Here is a 23,671-nt window from a genome sequence, read left to right as displayed (position 1 = left end):
GGATGCGCTGCGACTGCGGGCAGAAAAACCCCCCGGAGGCCCGGTTCTGCATGGCCTGCGGCCGGGCCCTGGGAAGGGTGCTGCCCCAAGAAAAGCGCTGGGTTAGCGTGGTCTTCTTTGATCTGGTGGACTCCAGCCGCCGCTTCCAGGAAGGGCTCAACACCGCCTACCAGCACCTGCAAGAGGCCCTGGAGGAGGCCGCCCGCCGGGTGCGGGCCAAGGGAGGGTTCGTGCACCGCTTCTTGGGGGACGGGATCCTGGCCCTCTTCGGGGCCCCCCGGGCCCGGGGCAAGGAACCCTGGCACGCCCTGGAAGCCGCTCTGGAAATGGTCCGGGCCTCCTCCTTCCCCAGCCGGGCCGGGGTGGCCAGCGGCGAAGTGCTCTGGGCGCCCTTGGGAAGCGGCCAGGCCGGGGAACCCACCGCGGTGGGCCCCCCGGTGGTCCTGGCCGAGCGCCTTTCCAAGCTGGCCTCCCCGGGGCAGGTGCTCACCGAGGGCGAGACCCTGGCCTGGGCCCCCGGGGTGCGGGCAAGCCCCCTGGGCCCCCGGGAGGTCAAGGGCCTGGGAAGCCTCGAGGTCTGGGCCGTGGAGGCCGTGGAGCTGGACCTGGGGGAGAACCGCCCCCTCCTGGACCGCCTGCGCCAGCACCTGCGCCATCCCCCGGCCCGCCTCAACCTGGTGGGCCCCCCGGGCAGCGGCAAAAGCCTCCTCCTGGACAAGTTCCTGGAAAACCCCCCCTACCCCGTGGTGCTCCTGGAGCGGATGGGCCGGGAAACCCCCTTGCGGGCCACCCTGCGCCAGGCGGTGGAGACGGCCTTTGGGGAGCCGGAACACCTCCTGGCCCAGGCCTCCCTGCCCGGGGAGCTGGCCTTGGCCTGGCGCTACAGCCTAGGCCTGGTGCCCCGCCCCCCCTGGGAGCGCCAGGCCCTGGAGGAAGGCATCCTGAAGGCCTGGCAGCAGGTCTTGGCCCACCTCCCCCACCCCATCCTCCTGGTCCTCAAGGACCTGCACGCCCCAGACCCCACCCTGAAGAGGTTCCTGCAGGAAGCCCTGCCCCAGGCCCTGCTCCTGGTGGAAAGCCGCACCCCCCTGTTTGCGCCCACCCTGGAGGTTTCCGGCCTGCGGGCCCCGCCCCTTTTGGCCCTGCAAGGGGCTTTGGATGCCCTGCCCTACGAGGAGCGCCGGGCCCTGCTGGTCCTCGGGGTACTGGAGGAGGCGCCCAAGGGCCTACTGGAGGAGCTTGCGGGTCCTTTCTCCTGGGCGCGGCTGGAGGAGGAAGGCCTGGTGGCCGAAGGCAGGCCCCGCCCCGAGGTGGTCCTGGCCGCCCAAGGCCTGGTGCCCGAGGGGGAGGCCAAGGCCTGGCACCGGCGCGCCGCCCTCCTCCACCGGGAGCAAGGAAACCTGGAGGCCTTCGCCCACCACCTGCAACGGGCCGGGGAAGCCCGGGAAGCGGCCCTCACCTGGCGGCTCCTGGCGCAACGGGCCTGGCGGCAGGGCCACCCTGAGGCCGCCATCCCCCTTTACCGCAAGGCCCTGGAGGCCGCCCCCGAGCCCCTGCGCCCCGCCCTCCGGGCGGAGCTCCAAGACGCCCAGGCGTCGTTGGGCCTGGCCCCCGAGGCCCCGGAGGGTCCCCGGGCCCAGGACCCCATCCTCCAGGCCCTAAGGCAGGCCCCAGACCCCTTGGACCTCCTCCCCCTCCTTCCCGGCCTCAAGCCCTACCCCTTGGAGGAGGCCCAGGCCCGGCTTCTCCTGGCGGGAGCCCTGTGGCGGGCCTTCCAGCCCCGCCTGGCCCTGGAGGTGCTGGAAACGCCCCACCCCATGGTGCCCAAGGCCCTCAAGCTCCACTTCCGCAGCCTGAGGGCCGGCCTCCTCATGGACCTGGGGCACTACCCGGAGGCCGAGGCCTTGCTCCGGGAAGAGGGGGAGGGGGACCTCGAGGCCCACGCCCGCTTCCAAGCCACCCGGATCCGCTTCCTCCTGGAGACGGGCCGCCTGGAGGAGGCCCTGGCAGAGGGGGAGGCCGCCTACCGGGAAACCCCCCACCCCTGGCTGGCCGCGGCCCTCCTGAGCGCCTGGGCCCTGCGGGGGCGCTTTCCCGAACCCCTTTTCCACGAGGCCCTAAGGCACCCAGACGGCCGGGGCCTGGTCCTCCTGGCCCTGGCCCACCACCGCTGGCGCCAGGGCCATGACCCCACCCCCCTCCTCAAGGAGGCCCTGCGGGAAGCCCGCCACCGCCGCAACCCCTACGTCTACCACCTCACCCTTACCTCCTTGGCCCTTTACCTCTGGCCCAAGGCCCCCAGGAGGGCCAAGGCCCTTTCCCAGCACCTCCTCTACCAGACCCACCGCACGGGCTTCGCCGTGCACCTGGAGGTGGCCCGGCTCCTCCGGGCCCAGCTCCTTCTGGAAGAGGGGGAGCGGGTGGACCACCTCCTGGGCTTCGCCCCCTCGGTCCCCCTCACCCAGGTCTGGCGGGCGGTCCTGGCCGGGGAAGCCCCCTTGGGGAACCTCCGGGGGTACGGTATCCTGGGAAGGTGGGTTAGGGAGCTCTGGCGCAGGCGGAGGGCGGAATGGACACGGCTCAGGCGGTAGAGGCCATCAAGCGCCGCCTCCCCCTTAAGGAGGTGGTTTCCCGCTACGTGGTCCTGAAGCCCGCGGGCCGGGGACGGTGGAAGGGGCTTTGCCCCTTTCACCAGGAAAAAACCCCCTCCTTCTATGTGGACGAGGAAAAGGGCCTCTTCCACTGCTTTGGCTGCAAGGCCGGGGGGGACCTCTTCGCCTTCATGGAGCGCATGGAGGGCCTGGACTTCGCGGGAGCCCTGGAGCGCCTGGCGGAGGAGGCCGGGGTGGAGTTGCCGCAAAGGGGCCCTGCGCAGAACCGCCGGGAGCTCCTGGAGGTCCTCAAGCTGGCCCAGGCCTACTTTTTGGAAGGGCTTAGGGCCTCCCCGGAAGCCCAGGCCTACCTCCAGGCCCGGGGCCTCAGCGAGGCCAGCGTGGCCCGCTTTGGCCTGGGCTACGCCCCTCCCAAGGGGGACGGGCTCCTCGTCTACCTCTCCCGCCACGGGGTGAGCCCGGAGGAGGGCCTGAAGGCCGGGGTCCTGGCCGAGAGGGAAGGCCGCTTCTTTGACCGCTTCCGCCACCGCATCACCTTCCCCATCCGGGACCACCTGGGGCGGATCGTGGCCTTCACCGGCCGGGCCCTGGGGGAGGAAACCCCCAAGTACCTGAACTCCCCCGAAACCTCCCTCTTCCGCAAGCGCGAGGTCCTCTTCGCCTACCCCGAGGCCAAGGCCAGCCTCCGGGAGGGGCGGGCCATCGTGGTGGAGGGGCTGTTCGACGCCATCGCCCTGCACCAGATGGGCTTTGCCGAGACCGTGGCCGTCTTGGGCTCGGGGCTTTCCGAGGAGCAGGCCCGCCTCCTCAAGGCCCAGGAGGTGCGGGAGGTCTACCTGGCCTTTGACGCGGACGAGGCCGGGCAGAAGGCCACCCTGCAGAGCCTGGAGCTGGAGCTGGCCCGCCAGTTCGTCTTTTACGCCGTGCGCCTGCCCGCCAAGGACCCTGGGGAACTCCTCCTCCACCCCCAAGGCCCCGCCCTCTTCCAAAAGGCCCTGGAAGAGGCCCTGCCCGAGGTGGCCTTCCGCTTCCAGGAAGCCGCCCGGGACCTGGACCTCACGCGCCCGGAACACAAGCGGAAGGTCCTGGAACGCCTCACCCCCAGGATGCTCTCCCCTGAGCCCTTTGACCCCGTGGCCGAGCGGCTCAAGGCCCTGGTGGTGGAGCGGCTGGGCCTGGCCCCCAGGCAGCTGGAGGAGTACCTCATGAGCCGCAAGCGGGGCAAGCCGCCCCCACCCCCCCGCCCAAGGCCGAGCCCAAAAACCGCACCCTCCTCCTGGAGCTGGACGTGATGGCCCTGCTCCTCTCCCTGGGGGATGGGGCTTTCCTGGAATGGGTTCGGTACGTTTCCGACCACGTCTGGCCCCCCGAGGGCTCCCTGTTGGGGGAGTTCCTGGAGCTGGCCCGTAAGGAGCCCCGGCGGGACTACCTGCGCCAGGTGCTCAGCCGCAAGGAGGCGGGGGGGATCTTCCTGGAGCGGCTGATAATGGCCCCCACGGTGGAGGAACCCCGCCTGCCGGAGGTGATGGAAAAGACCCTGGCCCGGCTGCGGGAGGCCTACTACCAAGAGCGCCTGGCCCGGCTGAAGGAGGCCTTGGGGCAGAAGCCAGACCTGGAGCTCCTAAAGGAAATCCAGGAGCTCAGCCAGGCCATCGAGGCGGAAAGGCGCATCTACCGGGGCGTGTAGCGGTAAAATGCCCTGGGCGCGAGCCCAAAGGAGGCAAGGATGAAAAGCCCTGTTCGCGTGGCCGTCACCGGCGCTGCAGGCCAGATTGGCTACAGCCTTCTCTTCCGCATCGCCGCGGGGGAGATGCTGGGCAAGGACCAGCCCATCATCCTCCAGCTTCTGGAAATCCCCCAGGCCCTGAGAGCCCTGGAAGGGGTGATCATGGAGCTGGAAGACTGCGCCTTCCCCCTCCTCCAGGGCCTGGTGGCCACCGATGACCCCAAGGTGGCCTTCAAGGATGCCGACTACGCCCTTCTGGTGGGGGCCGCCCCCCGCAAGGCGGGGATGGAGCGCCGGGACCTTTTGGAGATGAACGGCAAGATCTTCACCGAGCAGGGCCGGGCCCTGGCCGAGGTGGCCAAGCGGGACGTGAAGGTCCTGGTGGTGGGCAACCCCGCCAACACCAACGCCCTCATCGCCTACAAGAACGCCCCGGGCCTCAACCCCCGGAACTTCACCGCCATGACCCGGCTGGACCACAACCGGGCCAAGGCCCAGCTGGCCAAGAAGACGGGGGTTCCCGTGGGCCGCATCCGCCGCATCGCCGTCTGGGGCAACCACTCCTCCACCATGTTCCCCGACCTCTTCCACGCCGAGGTGGAGGGGCAGCCGGCCCTGGAGCGGGTGGGGATGGAGTGGTACGAGAAGGAGTTCATCCCCACCGTGGCCCAGCGGGGGGCGGCCATCATCCAAGCCCGGGGGGCCTCCAGCGCCGCCAGCGCCGCCAACGCCGCCATTGAGCACATCCGCGACTGGGCCCTGGGCACCCCGGAAGGGGACTGGGTCTCCATGGCCGTGCCCTCCCAAGGGGAGTACGGCATCCCCGAGGGGATCGTCTACTCCTTCCCCGTCACGGCCCAGGGCGGGGAGTACCGGATCGTGGAGGGCCTCGAGGTCAACGCCTTCGCCCGCAAGCGGATGGAGATCACGGCCCAAGAGCTCCTGGAGGAGATGGAACAGGTGAAGGCCCTAGGCCTCATCTAAGGGGCCCAGGGCCGGGCCTTCCCCAGGGGGAAGGCGCCTTCCCCCTGGGGGCGCTCTTTTAGCCCTTGTCCAGCTCGAAGGCCTGGTGCACTGCCCGGAGGGCGGCCTCGGCGTACTGGGCAGGGATGATGACGGAGATGCGCACTTCGCTGGTGGCGATCATCTCGATGTTGGCCCCCACGCCGGCCACCGCCTGGAACATGCGGGCGGGGATCTCCGGGGCCGAGGCCAGGCCCACCCCCACGATGGAGACCTTGGCGATCTCGGGGCGGAGGATAGCCTCGCCCCCGATCTCGGCCAAGACGGGCTCCAGGGCCTCCAGGGCCTCCTGGGCGAAGTCCCTCTTCACGGTGAAGGCCATCTGCTGCCTCGAGGGGTCGTGGCCCGGGACCCCCTGGATGATCATGTCCACGGCGATGCCCCGCTCGGCCAAGGCCTGGAAGACCTTGGCGGCGATGCCCGGCTGGTCGGGGATGCCGATGAGCCCAATCTGGGCGTGGTCCAGGTCCAAGGCCGCGCCCGTCACTGCCTTGCCCATTTCCATGCTGACCTCCTTTACCAAGGTACCGGGGTTATAGGAAAAGCTGGAGCGCACGTGGAGCACCACGCCGTAGCGCTTAGCGTAGTAGACCGCCCGGGGGTGGAGGACCCGGGCCCCCAGGGCCGCCATCTCCAGCATCTGGTCGTAGCCGATGACCTCCAGTTTCCTCGCCTCGGGGATCAGGTGGGGGTCGGTGGTGTAGACCCCCTCGGTGTCCGTGTAGATCTCGCACTCCTTGGCCCCCAGGGCGGCGGCGATGGCCACCGCGGTGGTGTCCGAGCCGCCCCGGCCCAAGGTGGTGATCTCCCCCTCCCGGGTGGTGCCCATGAAGCCGGCGATCACCGCCACATACCCCTCCTCCAGGGCCTTTTGGATGCGGCTCGGGTTCACCTCCAGGATGCGGGCATCGCCGAAGCGCCCGTCGGTGAGGATGCCGATCTGGTGCTGGACAAACCCCCGGGCGGGGATGCCCATGGCCCATAGCTGCATGGCCAGGAGGGCCACGGAAACCTGCTCCCCCGTGGTGGTCAAAAGGTCCAGCTCCCGGAAAGGGGGTCTGGGGTTTACCCGCTTGGCCAGGGCGATGAGCTCGTCGGTGGTGTGGCCCATGGCCGAAACCACCACCGCAAGTTTATGCCCTTTCTCCCGGTAATGGGCGATGCGCTGGGCCACCTTGTGGATGCGCTCCAGATCGCCCACCGAGGTGCCGCCGTACTTCTGTACCACCAGGGCCACGCTCACCTCCTTCCCGCCCCATGGGCGGTTTGAAAAAGCATACTATCCCATTTGCCCTTCCTCCCCCAGGCCCGTATCCTGGGAAGACGTGAGCCTGACCCTGGAGGCCTACCACCGCCTCACCCCCCTACCCCGCCCTGGGGGCACCCTGTACGTGAAGCCGGGGGCCCGGGGCTACCGGGACCCGGTCTACGATCTGCTGCAAAAGGCCGTGGAACCCTTCGGGGAAAGGGCCCTGGACCCCAACCCTGGGGTGGGCTGGGGCAGCCTGCCCCTGGAGGGCAGGATGGCAGTGGAAAGGCTGGAAACCTCGAGGGCCGCCTTCCGCTGCCTACAGGCCAGCGGCCTCCGGGCCCGCCTGGCCCCCCCCTGGGAAGCGGAGGAGGGCCTTTACGACCTGGTGGCCCTGGCCCTCCCTGCAGGGCGGGGCACGGCCTACGTCCAGGCCACCCTGCGGGCCGCGGCCCGGGCCCTGAGGCCAGGGGGGCGGGTCTACCTGGCGGGGGACAAGAACAAGGGGTTTGAACGGTACTTCAAGGAGGCCCGGGCCCTTCTGGGCTACGGGGAGGTGCGTTGGCGGGAAGGGCCGGTGCGGGTGGCCCTCCTGGAAAAGGAACGGGAGGCCCCGCCCCTGCCGCCCCTCTGGGCGGCCTTCCAGGCCCCCATCCTGGGGGAGGCCTACACCTTTTACCACCTGCCCGGGGTCTTCTCCGCCGGCAAGGTGGACAAGGCCTCCCTCCTCCTCCTGGAGGCCCTGGTGGGGGAGGTGGGAAGGGAGGGGGTACGGGGGCGGACGGTCTTGGACCTGGGGGCGGGCTACGGGGCCCTCACCCTCCCCCTGGCCCGCCTAGGGGCCCAGGTCACCGCGGTGGAGGACGACCTGGTCTCCGTCCTCTCCCTCAGGCGGAGCCTCGAGGCCCACGCCCTCCCGGCCAGGGTCCTCCACTCCGACGTGGACGAGGCCTTGACGGAAGGGGAGGGGTTTGACATAATCGTTACGAACCCCCCCTTTCACGTGGGGGGTGCGGTCATCCTGGATGTGGCCCAGGCCTTCGTGGAAGCGGCGGCAGCCCGGCTAAAGCCGGGCGGTGGGTTTTTCCTGGTGGCAAACCCCTTTCTCAAGTACGAACCCCTGTTGGAGGAGCGCTTCGGCGCCTTCAGGACCCTTTTGGTTCGGGAGTACAAGGTGCTCTTCGCGCAAAAGCGGTAGCGAACCCTAGAGGGAGGTCGGCGTTGAAAAAGGCCAAGAGCAAAAAGACCAAGGCGGTGGAACCCGAGGCCATGGAGTCCCTCTCCACCCTGGAAGAACCCGGGGTGGAAGAACCCCCGGAGGCGGAAGGGGACCTTCCCGAACCCGACCCCGAACTCCTGGAAGGGGACCCGGATCTGGTGGAGCTGGACGAGGCCTTGGACCTGGAGCCCGACCTTCTCCTCACCTCCCCCGAGGGAGAGGAGGCCTTTGAGGAGGAAGAGGAGCTGGCCCTGCCCAAGGTGGCCACCTCCGACCCCGTGCGCCAGTACCTGCACGAGATCGGGCAGGTTCCCCTCCTCACCCTGGAGGAGGAGATCGAGCTGGCCCGGAAGGTGGAGGAGGGGATGGAAGCCATCCGGCGGCTCTCCGAGGCCACCGGGCTGGACGCGGACCTCATCCGCGAGGTGGTGCGGGCCAAGATCCTGGGCTCGGCCCGGGTGGCCCAGATCCCGGGGCTAAAGGACAAGCTGGACCCCAAGACCGTGGAGGAGGTGGACGCCAAGCTCAAGGCCCTCCCCAAGGAGCTCAAGCGCTACCTGCACATCGCCCGGGAGGGGGAGGCGGCCCGGCAGCACCTCATTGAGGCCAACCTGCGCCTGGTGGTCTCCATCGCCAAGAAGTACACCGGGAGGGGGCTATCCTTCCTGGACCTCATTCAGGAGGGCAACCAGGGCCTCATCCGCGCGGTGGAGAAGTTTGAGTACAAAAGGCGCTTCAAGTTCTCCACCTACGCCACCTGGTGGATCCGGCAGGCCATCAACCGGGCCATCGCCGACCAGGCCCGCACCATCCGCATCCCGGTGCACATGGTGGAAACCATCAACAAGCTCTCCCGCACCGCCCGGCAACTGCAGCAGGAGCTGGGCCGGGAGCCCAGCTACGAGGAGATCGCCGAGGCCATGGGCCCCGGCTGGGACGCCAAGCGGGTGGAGGAAACCCTAAAGATCGCCCAGGAGCCCGTATCCCTGGAAACCCCCATCGGGGACGAGAAGGACAGCTTCTACGGGGATTTCATCCCCGACGAGAACCTCCCCTCCCCTTCCGAGGCCGCGGCCCAAACCCTCCTTTCGGAGGAGCTGGAAAAGGCCCTCTCCAAGCTCTCCGAGCGGGAAGCCATGGTCCTCAAGCTCCGCAAAGGGCTCATTGACGGGCGGGAGCACACCCTGGAGGAGGTGGGGGCCTTCTTCGGGGTGACCCGGGAGCGGATCCGCCAGATCGAGAACAAGGCCCTGCGCAAGCTCAAGTACCACGAGTCCCGCACGCGGAAGCTCCGGGACTTCCTGGACTAAGGGCCTTCAGGCCCCACCATGGAAGCCGCCTGGCTTTCCCTGGGCTTTGGCCTCCTCTCCGCCCTCACCTGGGGGGCGGGGGACTTCGGGGGCGGGATGGCCTCCCGATCCGCCCGCACCCAGACCGTGGTCCTCTGGACCTCCCTCCTTGGGGGGCTTCTCTTCCTGGCCCTAGCCCTCCTGGGCCCCGAGCCCTTCCGCCCCCACGACCTTCCCTTCGCCCTCCTGGGGGGCGCCTTGGGGACCTTGGGGCTATACAGCCTTTACCGGGCCCTATCCCAGGGGAGCATGAGCCTGGCCGCTCCCGTGGCCGGGGTGGTGGGGGCAGCCCTCCCTGTGGCCCTGGGCCTCCTTTGGGAGGGCTGGCCCGGGCCCCTGCCCGCCCTGGGCCTGGGGGTAGGGCTTGTGGGGGTGTGGCTGGCCTCGAGGCCCGAAGGCCACGCCAGCCCCGTGGGCCTCCCCTGGGCCCTCTTGGCCGGGCTCGGCTTCGGCGGTTTTTACGTCCTCATGGACCGGGTGGAAGGGCTTTTGTGGCCCGCGGCCCTAGGCAAGCTCACCGCCTTCGCCCTGGTCCTCCTCCTCTCCCCCCCACACAAAGGCCTCCCCAGGGGCGCCCTCCCCTGGGTCCTCCTCGCCGCCTTGGGGGATGCCGGGGGGAACTTCTTTTTCCTTCTGGCCGCCCAGGCAGGGCGGCTGGACATGGCCGCCTTGGCCTCCTCCTTCTACCCCGCTACCACCGTGCTCTTGGCCTGGCTCCTGTTGGGAGAACGCCTGGGCCCTGGCCGCAAACTCGGGATGCTGACCTGCCTTCTGGCCTTGGGGTTCATCGCCCTAGGCTAGCCAGGGGAAACCGCGCCACCTCCAGGAGGTCCTCCTCCTCCCGGTCCTTGACCAAGGCCACCTCCCGCACCCAAAAGGAGCGCTGGGGCGGGGGGGGAAGCCTCTGGGCCAAGTCCGCCGCCTCGGCTTCGCCAAGGCCTAGGGCCAGGGTGAGGTGGGGAAGGTAACTGGGACCCTCGATCTCCTTGAGGGGCGGGGCCAGGGGCTCCAAGGCGTGAAAAAGCCGCCGAAAGGGAGTCCCCCCGTAGGCCCGCAGGTAGACCACCCCCTGGGGGAAATACCCCCACCCCCCAAGGCGCAGGCGGAAGGGGGGGTGGCCGCGGAGGATGCCCTTGAGGGCGATCTTCAAGGCCTCTTCCTCATAGGGCCAGTCAAAGGGCTGGCGCAGGTTGAGGTGGGGCGGACCGAAGCCCTTGACCCCATGGGAAGCCTGAAGTTCCTCCATGAAGCGGGCCAGCCTCTCCGGCGGCCACACCAAGACCCCATACACGCCGCCAGTATACCCATCCCCAGGGCTAAAACAGCTCCAGATTGCCCCGGTAGACCCGGCCCACCGGCCGCCCGCCCTCCCATAGGGTGAGGTCGGCCCGCGCCCCCGGGCGTAAGCCCACATCCTCCCAGCCCGCCGCCCGGGCTGCCCCCAGGGTATGGGCTTCCAGGACCTCCCCGGGGTCCAGGCTCTCCTCCGGGGCCAAGGGGTGGCGGGTGGCGGCCTCGAGGTTCTGGGCGTACTCGGGCTTGGCCACGGGGGCATCCGAGCCGAAGGCCAGGGGGAGGCCGGTGGCCTTGAGGCTCTGGAAGCGGAAGGCCTCCCGGGGGGAAAGGCCATAGGCCCTGACCAGGTGCTGGTCCTGTAGGAGGTGGAGGGGCTGGAGGGAAAGGGCCACAGGCAGGCCGGCAAAGCCGGGCAAGGCGGCGTCCCGCACGTGCTGCACGTGCTCCATCCGCAAGGTAAGGCCCCTAGCCCGCGCCAGGGGGGCCAGGTCCCGGAAGACCGCAAGCACCCCCTCCACGGCCCGGGTGCCGATGGCGTGGACCGCCAGGGTGAAGCCGGCCCTCAGCGCCTCCTCCCCCTCCTCCCGGATGGCCTCCAGGGGGTCCAAGGGAAGGCCGAAGCTGCCGTCAGGGTAGGGCTGGTGCATCCAGGCGGTGCGGCTGCCCAAGGCCCCGTCGGCAAAGAACTTCACCGCGGCCAGGTGCACCTCCCCGTACCTTCCGGGCTCCCGTCCCCGCCAGGCCCCCCGGGGAAGGGCCCACCAAAGCCTAAGGGGAAGCTCCATGCCCAAGGCCCAGTCCAGGGCCTCGGGGGGCTCGTAGCCCATGGCGTGGACCGCGGTGTACCCCCGGCGGGCAAAGTCCCTAAGGCCCCGCCTGAGGTCCTCCGGGGAAGGTGGGGGAAGGACGGCCAGGAGGAGCTCCTGGGCCCTTTCCAGGAGGTAGTAGGGCACCCCTTCCCCATCCCGCAAGAACCCGCCGCCCGAAGGGGGCTCCGAGGCCGGCCCCAGGCCCGCCACCTCCGCCGCCTTGCGGTTGATCCAGGCGGAGTGGTGGTCCCGGCTGCGCAGGAAGACGGGGTGTTCCGGGGCGGCCCGGTCCAGGAGGCCAGGGGGCGGGGGGGCGGGAAAGAGAAACCCCTGCCCTTCCACCCAGGCCCCAGGGGGAAGGCGCCGCACCCGCTCGGCCACCCGCTCGGCCACCCGGGCGGGCTCGGCCAGCCCCTCCAGGTCCAGGCCCCGCAGGGCCACCCCCCAGTAGAGGGGGTGGGCGTGGGCGTCCTGGAGGCCTGGGGTGATGGCCTCGAGGCGGAGGCCCCTGGCCCCCGGCTCCACCCGGGCGATCCTCTCCCCCTGGAGCTTCAGGCTTTGCCGGCCGTCGGTGAGCCACATGCCCTAAGCTTACCGGGACATATTACCCTTGACTTAGGTCATAGTAGGGGTGTGAGCTAGAGCCGTAAGGAGGTGGCGCCTATGAAAAAAGCCTTACTGGCCCTCTTGGCCCTCGGCCTGATGGTGGCCTTTTCCAGCAAGGAGGCCATCCAAAAGGAGTGGGAGGGCAGCGCCCACAACAACGGGGTGATGGGGGCCAAGAGCCTACCGCAGGCCACGGTGGAGGTGCGGGCGGAAAACGCCGCCCACTGCGCCCGTTGCCACAGCGAGCAGGGGTTTGTGGCCTGGCTGGCCCAGCTGAAGAAGGGGAACCCAGGCAACCTGGTGGGCCCGGACGGCAAGGCGGCCACGGTGGACTACCTGAAGTCCTTGGGCCTCACCCAAGGCCAGGTGAAGCCCATCACCTGCCAGACCTGCCACGACGAGGATGGGGACCTGCGCCTGGCCCAGGACACCCCCATGCTCCCCTCGGGCTTCCGGGCGGTGGGCGTGGGTAGCGGGGCGCTGTGCATCGCCTGCCACAACACCCGCAACGGCCGCATCACCTGGAACGCCGCCGACGCCGGGCGGTACACCTCCCCCCACTACTCCGCCGAGGCCGACATCCTCCTGGGCAAGAACGCTTACTTCGTGGACGATACCCGGGAGTGGAACAACGCCCACGCCTTCTTCACGGGGGGCTCCTGCTCCACCTGCCACATGAGCCTGGCGGGCAAGGGAGATTACACCAGCCACACCTTCAAGACCCCGGAAAACCTCTGCGCTTCCTGCCACGGGGCCAAGTACACCAAGGAGATGGTCCAGGAGAACACCGAGTACCTGATGTCCTTGGTGCGCACCCTGGTGAACGCCAAGGTGCTGGCGGTGCGGGACCGCATCAAGACCGTGCGGGCCTACAACCCCGACAACGGCCAGTTCACCCCCAACGTGGCGGTGAAGGCCCCGGTCTACCGGGTGGACATCACCACCATCGGCGGCCAGCTCTCCTTCAAGATGGACCTCACCGACGGGACCGTGCTCTACAGCCAGCTGGGGGACATCCGGGACGAGAAGGGCCAGCCCGTTTTCTCCACCAAAGACCCCGTGGTGCGGGCTGCCTGGAACTACATCCTGGTGAAGTACGACGGCTCTAAGGGCATCCACAACCCCACCTACACCCGGGCCATCCTCCTGGCCGCAGCGGAGGCCCTGCGCTAAGGGGGAAAGGCGCCCTAGCCCCCGGGCCTACCCCGGGGGTTTTCCCTTAGCATGGGAGGCGTGAGCCGCACCTACCTTTACCGGGGCCGGATCCTTAGCCTGGCCCTGGAAGGCCGTTACGAGATCGTGGAGCACAAGCCGGCGGTGGCCATCTTGGCCCTCAAGGAGGGGAAGATGCTCTTCGTGCGCCAGCCCCGCCCCGCCGTGGGCTTGGCCCCCCTGGAGATCCCCGCCGGCCTCATGGAAGCCGGGGAAAGCCCCCTGGAGGCCGCCAAAAGGGAACTGGCCGAGGAGGCCGGGCTCACGGGGGACCTGACCTACCTCTTCAGCTTCTACGTCTCCCCCGGCTTCACCGACGAGAAAGCCCACGTCTTCCTGGCGGAAAACCTGCGCGAGGCCCAGGCCGCCCCCGACGAGGACGAGGCCATAGAGGTGGTCTGGCTGGAGCCGGAAAAGGCCCTGGAGATGCACCGGAGGGGGGAAGCGGAGTTTTCCGCCACGGGGATCGTGGGGGTGCTCTACTACCATGCTTTTCTCCGAGGTCGCTGACGTCCCCAAGGGCCCCAAGGTGGTGGCCGTGGGCTCCTTTGACGGGGTACACCTGGGCCACCAGTACCTCTTGCGCCAGGCCCTGGCCGAGGCCAAGGCCCTGCACCAGCCCCTTTTGGTCTACACCTTTGACCCTCCCACCAAGGTCTTCACCCGGGGGGAGGGGTTCCTCATGGACCTGACGGAAAAGGTGGAGGCCCTAAGGGAAGTGGGGGCCGAGCTCGTCCTGGCCGTACCCTTCAACGAAACCTTTGCCCGGCGGTCGGCGGAGGAGTTCTTGGGGGACCTAAGGGCCCTCGAGGCCAGCCGCATCCACGTGGGGGAGGACTTCCGCTTCGGCCAGGGAAGGGGGGGAGGCCCTGAGGACCTGGCCCAGGTGGCCCCGGTGCGGGTGGTGCCCCTCTTGAGCCTTGGGGGGGAGGCGGTGAAGTCCAGCCGCATCCGCCAGCTCCTCAAGGAAGGGCGGGTGGAAGAAGCCCGCCACCTCCTGGGCCGCCCCTACGGGGCCTACGGGGTGGTGGTGGAGGGAGAAAAGCTGGGAAGGAGGCTTTCTTTCCCCACGGCCAACCTGGCGGTGCACCCGCAAAAGGTCCTCCCCCCAGGGGTCTATGCGGTGGAGGCCCAGGGAGGCTTTGGCCGCCACAAGGGGGTGGCCAACGTGGGCACCCGCCCCACCCTAGGGGGGGGCGAGAGGCGGCTGGAGGTGCACCTTCTGGGCTTCGCCGGGGAACTCTATGGGGAAGAGGTGCGGGTCCGGTTCCTCAAGCGGCTGCGGGAGGAGCGGCGCTTCCCCAGCCTCGAGGCCCTGAAGGCCCAGATCGCGGAGGACGTGGCGGCGGCCCGGGCCTATTTTGGGCTATAGGGACACCTTTCCCCGGACGGAAGCCCTAGGCTAAGGGTATGGACTGCGCCCGGCTGGCCGAGGCCCTGGCGGGAGCCAGGGGGCGGCAGGAGATCTTCCGCCGCGCCCTGGCGGCCTTGGAGGAGGCAGGGGTGATCCGCTGCGGCGAGGCCTACTGGGTGGGGGAGAACCTCACCCTCTCCCAGATGCAGGCCTGCCGCACCACCTGCCCCTTGGTGGCCCACTCCCGCCACCTGGCCCAAGAAGCCCTCCGGCGCAAGGAGGCCGTGGAGGAAGGCCCCTTCCTGGCCCTGCCGGTGCACCAGGGGGAGCGGGTGGTGGCGGTGTTGGTGCTGAGCCTGGAAGAGGGGCAAAAGCCCCCCGAGGCCCTGCCGGCCCTCCTGCAACTGGCCCTGAGGCGCCCAGGACTGGAGCTGGCCGGCAAGCTCCTTTCCGCCCAGGAGGAGGAACGCCGCCGGGTGGGGCGGGAACTCCACGACGGGGTGGGCAGCCTGCTCACCGCTGCCCTCCTCACCCTGAAGGTGGCGGAGAAGCGGCCTGAGAAGCTTCCCGAGGCCCGGGCCCGGGTGGCCGAAGCCCTGGAGGAGGTGCGCCGGCTCTCCCGGGAACTGCGCATGCCCCTCCTGGACGACCTGGGCCTCAAGGAGGCCCTCCAGCGCTATCTGGAGGAGTACGGCAAAAGCGGCCTACAGGTGGAGGCCAGGCTGGACCTCCCCCCCCTGCCCAAGGAAAAGGAGGTGGCCCTTTTCCGTGTGGTCCAGGAGGCCCTGACCAACGTCCTGCGCCACGCCCACGCCCAGAGGGTCAGGGTGGAGCTATGGCGGGACGGGGACCGGCTTTTTGGCGTGGTGGAAGACGACGGCATGGGCTTTGACCCGGAAAAAACCCCGCCCTCGGTGGGGCTTTTGGGGATGCAGGAACGGGTCCAGAGCCTGGGGGGAAGCCTCCACCTCCGCTCCTGCCCCGGCCACGGGACCCGGGTGGAGTTCGGGGTGCCCCTGTGAGGACGGTGCTGGTGGAAGACCACCACCTGGTGCGCAAAGGCCTCCGCCTCCTCCTGGAGGAGGCCGGCCACCCGGTGGTGGCCGAGTTCGCCACCGCCGAGGAGGCCCTGGCCTCCCCCTGGGAGGCGGACCTGGTCCTTTTGGACCTGAACCTCCCGGGGATGGGGGGCCTGGAGGCCCTCCCCCAGCTGGCCCAGCGGGCCAAGGTCCTGGTGGTCTCCATGCACGACGAGCCCGCCTACGTGGCCCGGGCCTTTGCCCTGGGGGCCCGGGGCTACCTGCCCAAGCACGCCCTGGACCAGGACCTGTTGGAGGCCCTGGACCGCTTGGGGCGGGGCCTACGCTACCTGCACCCTAGCCTCACCGAGGCCCTCCTTGCCGGCCAGAGCACGCCCGGCCCCGAGGCCCTCTCCGAGCGGGAGCGGGCCGTGGTGGCCCTCCTGGCCCAAGGGTATACCCTCTCCCAGGCCGCCGAGCGCCTGGGGCTTTCGGTGAAAACCGCCTCCACCTACAAGCAGCGGGCCCTCAACAAGCTGGGTCTCCTGGACACCCCGGACCTGGTCCGCTGGGCCCGGGAGCACGGCCTGGCCTAGGCCTTTTGGGACATTTTTCCCAAGGACATTTGCCTTAGGAGGCCTTCCGACAGGAGGCGAGGAAACCTTCCCTCTCGTGAGGGAAAGGGCAAGGTCTACCCTTAGGGCCAGGAGGTGGAGCATGGAACTCCTGGGCTGGGTCGCGGCAAGCCTCTTCTCCCCACCGGGGGAAGCCCTCTTCCGGGAGCTGGCCGCCGGCACCCTGGAGGAGGCCCTAGAGGAACTCACCGGCCACCCCGTGGCCCTGCCCCAGGTGGCCCCTGGGGAACTCCAGGCGGCCTACACCACCCTGTTCGTCACCCATCCCCGTGGGCTTCCCGCCCCGCCCTACGCCGGCTACGCCTTGGACGGGGAGCTCTTCGGCCCCTCCTACCACCGCCTCCTGGCCCTCTACCGGGAGGGGGGCCTCGAGGTCCAGGAAACCTGGCGCGACCTCCCCGACCACCTGGCCGCCCTGGGGGAAGCCATCGCCCTCCTGAACCCTAGGCGGCCCGACCTCGCCCGCCGCCTGGTCCAGGAGTTCCTGAGGCCCTGGCTGGAACGCTATGGCCAAGCGGTAAAGGACCATGATCCCACCGGCTTCTACGCTGCGCTGGTGGCCCTTTTAGAGGAGGCTGTCCATGCAAAGACGGGAGTTTCTGAAGCTTAGCGCCCTGGGCGCGGGAGCCTTGGCCCTGCGAGGCAGCGGTCCCGCCAAGGCCGTGAAGGCCCCCTGGCACGCCCAGGAGGTCCGCACCGTCTACCAGATCTGCGAGGGGTGCTTCTGGCGGTGCGGCATCGTGGCCCACGCCGTGGGCAACCGGGTGTACAAGGTGGAAGGCTACGAGGGCAACCCCAAAAGCCGGGGCCGCCTCTGCCCCCGGGGCCAGGGGATGCCCCAGACCACCTACGACCCCGACCGCCTGAAACGGCCCCTCATCCGGGTGGAGGGGTCGGCCAGGGGCGAGGGCAAGTACCGGGTGGCCACCTGGGAGGAAGCCCTGGACTACGTGGCCAAGAAGATGCTGGAGATCCGGGAAAAGTACGGCCCAGAAGCCATCGCCTTCTTTGGCCACGGCACCGGGGACACCTGGTTCGTGGACTTCCTCCCCGCCGCCTGGGGCAGCCCCAACGCCGCCAAGCCCTCGGTCTCCCTCTGCACCGCCCCCCGGGAGGTGGCCTCCCAGTGGGTCTTTGGCAGGCCCATCGGCGGCCACGAACCCGTGGACTGGGAAAACGCCCGCTACATCGTCCTCATCGGCCACCACATCGGCGAGGACACCCACAACACCCAGCTCCAGGACTTCGCCCTGGCCCTGAAGCGGGGGGCCAAGGTGGTGGTGGTGGACCCCCGCTTCTCCACCGCCGCCGCCAAGGCCCACCGCTGGCTCCCCATCAAGCCCGGCACCGACACCGCCCTCCTCCTGGCCTGGATCCACGTCCTCATCTACGAGGACCTGTACGACAAGGCCTACGTGGCCAAGTACACCACGGGATTTGAGGAGCTGAAGGCCCACGTGAAGGACTTCACCCCCGAATGGGCGGAGAAGCACACGGAGATCCCCGCCCAGGTGATCCGGGAGGTGGCCCGGGAGCTGGCGGCCCACAAGCCCCAGGCCGTCCTTCCCCCCACGCGGCACACCGTCTGGTACGGGGACGACACCTACCGCATGATGGCCCTCTACTACGTGAACGTCCTCCTGGGGAACTACGGCCGCCCCGGGGGCTTCTACATCGCCCAAAGCCCCTACCTGGAGAAGTACCCCACCCCGCCGCTGCCCCTGGAGCCGGCAGCGGGCGGGTGCTCGGGGCCTTCCGGCGGGGACCACGAGCCCGAAGGCTTCAAGCCCCGGGCGGACAAGGGCAAGTTCTTCGCCCGCACCACCGCCATTCAGGAGCTGATTGAGCCCATGATCACGGGGCAGCCCTACCCCATCAAGGGGCTCATCGCCTACGGGATCAACCTCTTCCACTCCATCCCCAACGTGCCCCGCACCAAGGAAGCCCTGAAGAACCTGGACCTCTACGTGGCCATCGACATCCTGCCCCAGGAACACGTCATGTGGGCGGACGTGATCCTGCCCGAGGCCACCTACCTGGAGCGCTACGACGACCTGGTGGCCATCGCCCACAAAACCCCCTTCATCCAGCTCCGGGCCCCCGCCCACCAGCCCCTCTTTGACACCAAGCCGGGCTGGTGGATCGCCCGGGAGCTGGGGGTGCGCCTGGGCCTGGAACCCTACTTCCCCTGGAAGGACATCGAGGAGTACCTGAACACCCGCCTGCAGAGCGTCGGGTTTGACCTGGAAACCCTCAAGGGGATGGGCACCCTGGTGCAAAAGGGCAAGCCCTGGCTGGAGGACTGGGAGAAGGAAGGCCGCCTGCCTTTCGGCACCGCCTCGGGCAAGATCGAGCTTTACTGCCAGAAGTTCAAGGAAGCCGGCCACCAACCCCTGCCGGTCTTCACCCCGCCTGAGGAGCCTCCGGAAGGCTTCTACCGGCTCCTCTACGGCAGAAGCCCTGTCCACACCTTTGCCCGTACCCAGAACAACTGGGTCCTGATGGAGATGGATCCGGAGAACGAGGTCTGGATCCACAGGGAAGAAGCCCGGAAGCTGGGCCTAAAGGACGGCGACTACGTGATGTTGGTGAACCAGGACGGGGCCAAGGAAGGGCCGGTACGGGTGAAGGCCACGGAGAGGATCCGCAAGGACTGCGTCTTCATCGTCCACGGCTTCGGCCACAAGGCCCCCTTGATGCGGATCGCCCATGGCCGCGGGGCCTCGGATAGCTACCTGCAGACCCGGTACAAGCTGGATCCCATCTCGGGCGGCGCCGGCCTGCGGGTGAACTTCGTGAAGCTGGAAAAGGCCGAGCGCCCCAAGCTGCCCGCCCTCACCGCCTTGGCCAAGCGGCCCTTTGACGAAAGGAGGATGTGATGCCCCGCTACGCCATGGCCATTGACCTAAGCCTCTGCGTGGGCTGCGCTGCCTGTGCGGTGGCCTGCAAGATGGAAAACGAGGTTCCCCCGGGGGTCTTCAACCTCTGGATCCGGGAACGGGAGCTGGGAAGCTACCCCCACCCCGTGGTGGAGTTCCGCCCCGAGCAGTGCCTGCACTGCGAAACCCCCCCGTGCGTACCCGTCTGCCCCACAGGGGCCAGCTACCAGACGCAGGAGGGCCTGGTGCTGGTGGATCCCAAGAAGTGCATCGCTTGCGGGGCCTGCATCGCTGCCTGTCCCTACGATGCCCGCTACCTCCACCCGGCAGGCTACGTGAGCAAGTGCACCTTCTGCGCCCACCGCCTGGCCCAGGGAAAGGTGCCCGCCTGCGTGGAGACCTGTCCAACCTACTGCCGCACCTTCGGCGACCTGGACGACCCAGAAAGCCCGGTCTCCCAGGCCCTGCGGGCAGCGGAACGGGTAGACGTGCTCCGGCCCGAACAAGGGACAAGGCCCAAGCTCTTCTATCTCAACGCCCCCTCCAAGAAGGGGCTCTCCCGGGAAAGCGAGGTGCGCCATGACTGAGTTCTACGGCTTCCCCAACGCCGGCGAGTTCTGGCACTGGACCAACGCCCTCCACTTCGTCCTGGTGGGGTTGGCGGGAGGCGTGGCCCTCCTGGCCGCCCTCCTCCACCTAAGGGGGCAGGAGGAGGCCCGGCGCTACACCCTCTTGGCCCTTGGGCTCATCGCCTTGGACCTCTTCGTCCTCTGGGCCGAGTCCCCGGCCCGCTTCCGCTTCACCCACGTCTGGCTCTTCCTTTCCTTCCATCCCCAAAGCCCCATCTGGTGGGGGGCCTGGGGGCTGGCCCTGGCCTTCCTCTCCGGGGGGCTCCTCTACCTGGGGAAAGGGCCCCAGAGGATCCTCAGTTGGGCCCTCCTCCTCTTCAGCCTGGTGGCCCTCTCCTACCCGGGCATGGCCCTGGCGGTCAACCTGAACCGTCCCTTGTGGAACGGGCTCATGGCCGGCCTCTTCCCCCTCACCGCCTTGGTCCTGGCCCTGGGCCTGGCGGCCCTCCTGCAAAGCCCCTGGGCCCTTTACCCCTTGCGCCTTCTGGCGGGGGCCTCCTTGCTCCTGGCCCTCCTCTACCCCTTCACCCTTACCGGGGAGGCCCGGGAGCATCTGCTGGAGGAGGGAGGGCTTCTCTATGGCCTCTTCCTCCTCCTGGGGCTTGGCACCTTCTGGCACGAGCGCTTCGCCCCCTGGGCGGGGCTTTTGGGGGCGGCTGGCCTGCGGGCCCTCCTGGTCTTCGTGGGCCAGTGGCAAGGTCTTGGCCTTTAGGGGAGGAAACCCCTAAGGAATGCAAAGGAGGTACGCGATGAAAGGCATGAAGAAGCTGGCTTGGTTCGGTCTCCTCCTGGCTCTTCCGGTTCTGGCACAGGCCACCACGGTGACCTTCTCCGCCCTCACGGTGCGGGAGGTGGGCAGCTTCCTGACCAACCTGCCCACGGACTTCTACGGGCTGCAGCCCGCCGCGGCCAAGCAGATGATGGACACCATGGAGGTGTTCATCCTGGACGTGCGGGAGCCCAACGAGTTCCAGGCCGGCAGGATCCCCGGAGCGGTCAACATCCCCGTCCGGGAGCTGCCCAAGCGGATGGGCGAGCTGCCCAAGGGCATTAAGCCCATCATCGTCTACTGCGGCAGCGGCCACCGGGGCGGCATGGCCCTGGTCTTCCTGAAGGGCCAAGGCTACAACGTGAAGAATATCATCGGCGGCTTCAAGGCCTGGAGCGACGCCAAGTTGCCCGTGGAGAAGTAACCCCCAGGCCCAAGGGGGGCGGGGCCTTGGCCCCGCCCCCCTTGGGATCTAGCCCTCGTCAAAGTGGGTAAGCTTGGGGTGCTTGTTGGCCTGAAGCTCGTCCAGGCGGCGGACGGGGGTGGAGTAGGGGGCCCCTTCCAGCCAGGCCTTGGGCTTTTGCAGGAGCTCGCCCATGGCTTCGGCGAAGGCCTCGAGGGTCTCCTTGCTCTCCGTCTCCGTGGGCTCCACCATCAGGGCCTCCTTGACGATCAGGGGGAAGTAGACCGTGGGGGGATGGAAGCCGAGCTCCAGGAGGCCCTTGGCCAGGTCCAAGGCCCTGAAACCTTGGGGGGGCTGAGCCACGAACTCGTGCATGCAGGGCCCCTCGTAGGGCACCCGGTAGCCCTTCTCCTTGAGAAGGACCTGCAGATAGCGGGCGTTGAGGACGGCTAGGGCCGCGGCCTTCTTGAGGCCGGGGAGCCCCAGGGTGCGGATGTAGACCCAGGCCCGTACCAGGGCCAGGAAGTTGCCGTAGAAGCTCCGGACCCGGCCGATCGTCTTGGGGCGGTCAAAGGAAAGGTAGAACCCCTCCTCCCCCCGTTCCACCAGGGGCACGGGGAGGTAGGGGGCCAGGTGGGCCTTCACCCCCACCGGACCCGACCCGGGCCCGCCCCCGCCGTGGGGCACGGTGAAGGTCTTGTGCAGGTTGAGGTGCACCACGTCAAAGCCCATATCCCCTGGACGGGCCCAGCCCAGGATGGCGTTCAGGTTGGCCCCGTCGTAGTAGAGCTGGACCCCGGCCTCCTTGCTGAGGCGGGCGATCTCCAGGATGCGCCTCTCAAAGAGGCCCAGGGTGTTGGGGTTGGTGAGCATGATGGCAGCCACGTGGGGACCGAGTTCCCGCTTGAGGGCCTCGAGGTCCACCTCCCCGTCGGGCCCGGAAGGGATCTCCTTCACCGCATACCCCGCCATGCTGGCCGTGGCGGGGTTGGAACCGTGGGCGGAGTCCGGCACCAGGACGACCCGCCGCGCCCTCCCCTCCCCTCGGTCCTCGTGGTAGGCGCGGATGATGAGGATTCCCGTGAGTTCCCCGTGGGCCCCCGCCGCCGGCTCCAGGGTGATGGCGTCCATGCCCGTGAGGGCCTTCAGGTACTCCCCCAGCTCCCACATGAGGGCCAAGGCCCCCTGGACGCTCCCCGGGTCCTGATAGGGGTGGAGGTGGGCGAAAAGCCGCACCGCCTCCTCGTGGAGCTTGGGGTTGTACTTCATGGTGCAGGAGCCCAAGGGGTAGAAGGTGGTGTCCACGCCCACCTGGCGGCGGGAAAGCCCGGTGTAGTGGCGCACCAGGGTGAGCTCATCCACCTCGGGCAGGCGGGGCGGGGTCTCCCGCAAAAAGGCCTTGGGGATCAAGTCTTCCGCCTGGGGCACCTCCTTTACCAGGCGGAGGCCCCTCCGCCCCTTGCGGCTCCGCTCAAACAGGGTGGGGTAGTTCATGCCAACACCTCCGCCAAGGCCTGGCGCAGGGCCAGGAGATCGGCTTCCTCGTGCAGCTCGGTGGCGGCGAAGAGGGCCAGGTTGGCCCCATACTCCTCGGGCACGGGGGTGGCGGCGTGGAAGCCTCGCTCCAAGAGGGCGCGGCGCACCGCCCCCACGGGCTTGGGCAGCCACAGGGCAAACTCGTTGAAGAAAGGCTTGGGGGTGAAGGGCAAAACCCCGGGGATCTCCAGGAGAAGGGCGTGGAGGCGGTGGGCCATGGCTACCCCCTTGAGGGCCACCTCCTTTAGCCCCTCGGGGCCCAAGGCCGCCAGGTACATGGCCCCCATGAGGGCCGTGAGCTGGGCGTTGGTGGTGATGTTGCTCTTGGCCTTGGCCCGCCGGATGTACTGCTCCCGGGCCTGGAGGGTGAGGATATACCCCCTTCGCCCCTCCGCGTCCCGGGTCTCCGAAACCAGGCGGCCAGGGAGCTGGCGCACGAAGGCCTTCTTGGTGGCCAGGTAGCCGAAGTGGGGGCCGCCAAAGCCCATGGGCAGGCCCAGGGTCTGCCCATCCCCCACGGCGATGTCCGCCCCATAAGCCCCAGGGGGCTTGAGGAGGCCCAGGGAAAGGGGGTCCGCCACCGCCACAAAGAGCGCCCCCGCCCCGTGGGCGGCCTCGGCCAAGGGGGCCAGGTCCTCCAGGGCCCCGAGGAAGTTGGGGTTCTGGGCCACCACCGCCCCCACGCCTTCAGGAATCTCCGCCAGAGGGGTCCGGCCCTCCCGCAAGGGGAGGAGGAGGAGCTCGGCCCCCACCGCCTCCAGGTAGGCCCTGAGGACCTCCCGGTACTCGGGGTGGACCCCCTGGGAGACCAGGACCCGCATCCGGCCCGTTTCCCTCAGGGCGAGGAGGACCCCCTCGGCCAGGGCGCTGGCGCCGTCGTACATGGAGGCGTTGGCCACCTCGAGGCCCGTGAGCTCGGCGATCATGGTCTGGTACTCAAAGGTGGCCTGCAGCACCCCCTGGCTCACCTCGGGCTGGTAAGGGGTGTAGGCGGTGAGGAACTCCCCCCGGGAGGCCAGGGCCTGGACCACGGGCGGGGTGTGGTGGCTGCGGATGCCGCCCCCCAGGAAGGCCTTGAAGGCGGGCCGGTTCCTTTCGGCCAGCCGCCTCAGCTCCTCCAAGACCGCCCACTCGGGCATGGGCTCGGGCAGATGCAGGGGGGGGTTCAGGATCCCGGCGGGCAGGTGCCGGTAGAGGTCTTCCAGCCCCGCCGCCCCCACCTTGGCCAGCATCTCCTGGATTTCGTCTTCCGTATGGGGCGTATAGTCCATAGGTCTATCCTTCAAACAAAAGGCCCGGGTCATTTGGCCCGGGCCCACAGAGGGACCGCTTCCCCGGCTAAGGGC

22 protein-coding genes are annotated in these 23,671 nt (G+C 69.0%); 17 read left to right on the top strand and 5 right to left on the bottom strand.

All coding sequences use genetic code 11. The annotated features are described in order from the left end of the window. The first annotated feature begins 2 nt into the window (after nucleotides 1-2). Genes TCCBUS3UF1_RS03945 through TCCBUS3UF1_RS03935 form a run of 4 tightly spaced genes read left to right on the top strand, consistent with a single transcriptional unit; the run spans nucleotide 3 to nucleotide 5,322 of the window. Nucleotides 3-2,591, top strand: coding sequence for an adenylate cyclase (locus TCCBUS3UF1_RS03945; RefSeq protein WP_041433747.1), 2,589 nt, complete (start codon nucleotides 3-5; stop codon nucleotides 2,589-2,591). Beyond that, a complete protein-coding gene (gene dnaG, locus TCCBUS3UF1_RS03940; RefSeq protein WP_014515210.1) occupies nucleotides 2,570-3,904 on the top strand; it encodes a DNA primase in 1,335 nt (444 codons plus the stop codon). Before TCCBUS3UF1_RS03945 ends, dnaG begins: the two co-directional genes overlap by 22 nt. Further along, complete coding sequence (locus TCCBUS3UF1_RS12420) at nucleotides 3,901-4,299, top strand: hypothetical protein (protein ID WP_369791724.1); 399 nt, start codon at nucleotides 3,901-3,903, stop codon at nucleotides 4,297-4,299. The genes dnaG and TCCBUS3UF1_RS12420 overlap by 4 nt, the downstream gene beginning before the upstream one ends. 39 nt (nucleotides 4,300-4,338) lie before the next feature. Further along, nucleotides 4,339-5,322, top strand: coding sequence for a malate dehydrogenase (locus TCCBUS3UF1_RS03935; protein WP_014515209.1), 984 nt, complete (start codon nucleotides 4,339-4,341; stop codon nucleotides 5,320-5,322). Nucleotides 5,323-5,380: 58 nt separating this feature from the next. Here TCCBUS3UF1_RS03935 and TCCBUS3UF1_RS03930 read toward each other — a convergent pair whose 3' ends face one another. Continuing rightward, nucleotides 5,381-6,598, bottom strand: a complete 1,218-nt coding sequence (locus TCCBUS3UF1_RS03930; RefSeq protein ID WP_014515208.1) for an aspartate kinase — start codon at nucleotides 6,596-6,598, stop codon at nucleotides 5,381-5,383. 88 nt (nucleotides 6,599-6,686) lie between these two features. Here TCCBUS3UF1_RS03930 and TCCBUS3UF1_RS03925 point away from each other — a divergent pair, with 88 nt between their 5' ends. Genes TCCBUS3UF1_RS03925 through TCCBUS3UF1_RS03915 form a run of 3 tightly spaced genes read left to right on the top strand, consistent with a single transcriptional unit; the run spans nucleotide 6,687 to nucleotide 9,979 of the window. Continuing rightward, on the top strand, nucleotides 6,687-7,808 hold the full coding sequence (locus TCCBUS3UF1_RS03925; protein ID WP_014515207.1) for a class I SAM-dependent methyltransferase: 1,122 nt from the start codon (nucleotides 6,687-6,689) through the stop codon (nucleotides 7,806-7,808). A gap of 23 nt (nucleotides 7,809-7,831) precedes the next feature. Continuing rightward, nucleotides 7,832-9,139: an RNA polymerase sigma factor RpoD gene (gene rpoD / locus TCCBUS3UF1_RS03920; RefSeq protein ID WP_014515206.1), complete on the top strand. Its 1,308-nt coding sequence runs from the start codon at nucleotides 7,832-7,834 to the stop codon at nucleotides 9,137-9,139. A gap of 18 nt (nucleotides 9,140-9,157) precedes the next feature. Further along, nucleotides 9,158-9,979 carry a DMT family transporter gene (locus TCCBUS3UF1_RS03915; protein WP_014515205.1) on the top strand — a complete coding sequence of 274 codons (822 nt, stop codon included), beginning with the start codon at nucleotides 9,158-9,160 and terminating at the stop codon, nucleotides 9,977-9,979. Here the strand turns inward: TCCBUS3UF1_RS03915 and TCCBUS3UF1_RS03910 are convergent. Both TCCBUS3UF1_RS03910 and TCCBUS3UF1_RS03905 read right to left on the bottom strand, forming a co-directional pair. Next, on the bottom strand, nucleotides 9,963-10,469 hold the full coding sequence (locus TCCBUS3UF1_RS03910; RefSeq protein ID WP_014515204.1) for a 2'-5' RNA ligase family protein: 507 nt from the start codon (nucleotides 10,467-10,469) through the stop codon (nucleotides 9,963-9,965). The genes TCCBUS3UF1_RS03915 and TCCBUS3UF1_RS03910 overlap by 17 nt on opposite strands. A 25-nt stretch (nucleotides 10,470-10,494) precedes the next feature. Further along, nucleotides 10,495-11,865: an amidohydrolase gene (locus tag TCCBUS3UF1_RS03905; protein ID WP_014515203.1), complete on the bottom strand. Its 1,371-nt coding sequence runs from the start codon at nucleotides 11,863-11,865 to the stop codon at nucleotides 10,495-10,497. 81 nt (nucleotides 11,866-11,946) lie between these two features. Here TCCBUS3UF1_RS03905 and TCCBUS3UF1_RS03900 point away from each other — a divergent pair, with 81 nt between their 5' ends. From TCCBUS3UF1_RS03900 to TCCBUS3UF1_RS03855, 10 genes are all read left to right on the top strand, one after another. Further along, nucleotides 11,947-13,062 carry a cytochrome c3 family protein gene (locus tag TCCBUS3UF1_RS03900; RefSeq protein WP_014515202.1) on the top strand — a complete coding sequence of 372 codons (1,116 nt, stop codon included), beginning with the start codon at nucleotides 11,947-11,949 and terminating at the stop codon, nucleotides 13,060-13,062. A 60-nt stretch (nucleotides 13,063-13,122) separates the two neighbouring features. After that, complete coding sequence (locus TCCBUS3UF1_RS03895) at nucleotides 13,123-13,611, top strand: NUDIX domain-containing protein (protein ID WP_014515201.1); 489 nt, start codon at nucleotides 13,123-13,125, stop codon at nucleotides 13,609-13,611. Further along, nucleotides 13,589-14,473, top strand: a complete 885-nt coding sequence (gene ribF, locus TCCBUS3UF1_RS03890; protein WP_014515200.1) for a riboflavin biosynthesis protein RibF — start codon at nucleotides 13,589-13,591, stop codon at nucleotides 14,471-14,473. The genes TCCBUS3UF1_RS03895 and ribF overlap by 23 nt, the downstream gene beginning before the upstream one ends. Nucleotides 14,474-14,511: 38 nt before the next feature. After that, nucleotides 14,512-15,477: a sensor histidine kinase gene (locus TCCBUS3UF1_RS03885; protein WP_014515199.1), complete on the top strand. Its 966-nt coding sequence runs from the start codon at nucleotides 14,512-14,514 to the stop codon at nucleotides 15,475-15,477. Continuing rightward, on the top strand, nucleotides 15,474-16,070 hold the full coding sequence (locus TCCBUS3UF1_RS03880; RefSeq protein ID WP_196793726.1) for a response regulator transcription factor: 597 nt from the start codon (nucleotides 15,474-15,476) through the stop codon (nucleotides 16,068-16,070). Before TCCBUS3UF1_RS03885 ends, TCCBUS3UF1_RS03880 begins: the two co-directional genes overlap by 4 nt. Before the next feature lie 121 nt (nucleotides 16,071-16,191). Beyond that, nucleotides 16,192-16,719 (top strand): molecular chaperone, encoded by a 528-nt coding sequence (locus tag TCCBUS3UF1_RS03875; protein ID WP_014515197.1) that lies wholly within the window; start codon nucleotides 16,192-16,194, stop codon nucleotides 16,717-16,719. After that, nucleotides 16,691-18,988 carry a molybdopterin-dependent oxidoreductase gene (locus tag TCCBUS3UF1_RS03870; protein ID WP_014515196.1) on the top strand — a complete coding sequence of 766 codons (2,298 nt, stop codon included), beginning with the start codon at nucleotides 16,691-16,693 and terminating at the stop codon, nucleotides 18,986-18,988. The genes TCCBUS3UF1_RS03875 and TCCBUS3UF1_RS03870 overlap by 29 nt, the downstream gene beginning before the upstream one ends. Next, the gene (locus tag TCCBUS3UF1_RS03865) at nucleotides 18,988-19,575 is read left to right on the top strand and encodes a 4Fe-4S dicluster domain-containing protein (protein WP_014515195.1); all 588 of its coding nucleotides are present in this window, start codon (nucleotides 18,988-18,990) and stop codon (nucleotides 19,573-19,575) included. The genes TCCBUS3UF1_RS03870 and TCCBUS3UF1_RS03865 overlap by 1 nt, the downstream gene beginning before the upstream one ends. Then, nucleotides 19,568-20,329, top strand: a complete 762-nt coding sequence (locus tag TCCBUS3UF1_RS03860; protein WP_014515194.1) for a hypothetical protein — start codon at nucleotides 19,568-19,570, stop codon at nucleotides 20,327-20,329. The genes TCCBUS3UF1_RS03865 and TCCBUS3UF1_RS03860 overlap by 8 nt, the downstream gene beginning before the upstream one ends. A 37-nt stretch (nucleotides 20,330-20,366) precedes the next feature. Continuing rightward, nucleotides 20,367-20,810 (top strand): rhodanese-like domain-containing protein, encoded by a 444-nt coding sequence (locus TCCBUS3UF1_RS03855; RefSeq protein ID WP_014515193.1) that lies wholly within the window; start codon nucleotides 20,367-20,369, stop codon nucleotides 20,808-20,810. Nucleotides 20,811-20,858: 48 nt separating this feature from the next. Here TCCBUS3UF1_RS03855 and gcvPB read toward each other — a convergent pair whose 3' ends face one another. Next, nucleotides 20,859-22,283 (bottom strand): aminomethyl-transferring glycine dehydrogenase subunit GcvPB, encoded by a 1,425-nt coding sequence (gcvPB, locus tag TCCBUS3UF1_RS03850; protein WP_014515192.1) that lies wholly within the window; start codon nucleotides 22,281-22,283, stop codon nucleotides 20,859-20,861. After that, nucleotides 22,280-23,596, bottom strand: coding sequence for an aminomethyl-transferring glycine dehydrogenase subunit GcvPA (gcvPA, locus tag TCCBUS3UF1_RS03845; protein WP_014515191.1), 1,317 nt, complete (start codon nucleotides 23,594-23,596; stop codon nucleotides 22,280-22,282). Before gcvPA ends, gcvPB begins: the two co-directional genes overlap by 4 nt. Nucleotides 23,597-23,671: the final 75 nt, after the last annotated feature.

The sequence above is a fragment of the Thermus sp. CCB_US3_UF1 genome (assembly GCF_000236585.1).
In the GTDB taxonomy this organism is placed as follows: Bacteria; Deinococcota; Deinococci; order Deinococcales; family Thermaceae; genus Thermus.
The sequence above is the reverse complement of the archived record's forward strand: the minus strand, read 5'-3'. Positions and strand labels throughout refer to the sequence as shown.

Excerpts from the sequence above, each read along its gene's own strand:
- TCCBUS3UF1_RS03945 (WP_041433747.1), top strand. The coding sequence starts at position 3 with ATGCGCTGCGACTGCGGGCAGAAAAACCCCCCGGAGGCCCGGTTCTGC.
- dnaG (WP_014515210.1), top strand. The coding sequence starts at position 2,570 with ATGGACACGGCTCAGGCGGTAGAGGCCATCAAGCGCCGCCTCCCCCTT.
- TCCBUS3UF1_RS03935 (WP_014515209.1), top strand. The coding sequence starts at position 4,339 with ATGAAAAGCCCTGTTCGCGTGGCCGTCACCGGCGCTGCAGGCCAGATT.
- TCCBUS3UF1_RS03915 (WP_014515205.1), top strand. The coding sequence starts at position 9,158 with ATGGAAGCCGCCTGGCTTTCCCTGGGCTTTGGCCTCCTCTCCGCCCTC.
- TCCBUS3UF1_RS03905 (WP_014515203.1), bottom strand. The coding sequence starts at position 11,865 with ATGTGGCTCACCGACGGCCGGCAAAGCCTGAAGCTCCAGGGGGAGAGG.
- TCCBUS3UF1_RS03900 (WP_014515202.1), top strand. The coding sequence starts at position 11,947 with ATGAAAAAAGCCTTACTGGCCCTCTTGGCCCTCGGCCTGATGGTGGCC.
- ribF (WP_014515200.1), top strand. The coding sequence starts at position 13,589 with ATGCTTTTCTCCGAGGTCGCTGACGTCCCCAAGGGCCCCAAGGTGGTG.
- TCCBUS3UF1_RS03885 (WP_014515199.1), top strand. The coding sequence starts at position 14,512 with ATGGACTGCGCCCGGCTGGCCGAGGCCCTGGCGGGAGCCAGGGGGCGG.
- TCCBUS3UF1_RS03875 (WP_014515197.1), top strand. The coding sequence starts at position 16,192 with ATGGAACTCCTGGGCTGGGTCGCGGCAAGCCTCTTCTCCCCACCGGGG.
- TCCBUS3UF1_RS03870 (WP_014515196.1), top strand. The coding sequence starts at position 16,691 with ATGCAAAGACGGGAGTTTCTGAAGCTTAGCGCCCTGGGCGCGGGAGCC.
- TCCBUS3UF1_RS03865 (WP_014515195.1), top strand. The coding sequence starts at position 18,988 with ATGCCCCGCTACGCCATGGCCATTGACCTAAGCCTCTGCGTGGGCTGC.
- TCCBUS3UF1_RS03860 (WP_014515194.1), top strand. The coding sequence starts at position 19,568 with ATGACTGAGTTCTACGGCTTCCCCAACGCCGGCGAGTTCTGGCACTGG.
- TCCBUS3UF1_RS03855 (WP_014515193.1), top strand. The coding sequence starts at position 20,367 with ATGAAAGGCATGAAGAAGCTGGCTTGGTTCGGTCTCCTCCTGGCTCTT.
- gcvPB (WP_014515192.1), bottom strand. The coding sequence starts at position 22,283 with ATGAACTACCCCACCCTGTTTGAGCGGAGCCGCAAGGGGCGGAGGGGC.
- gcvPA (WP_014515191.1), bottom strand. The coding sequence starts at position 23,596 with ATGGACTATACGCCCCATACGGAAGACGAAATCCAGGAGATGCTGGCC.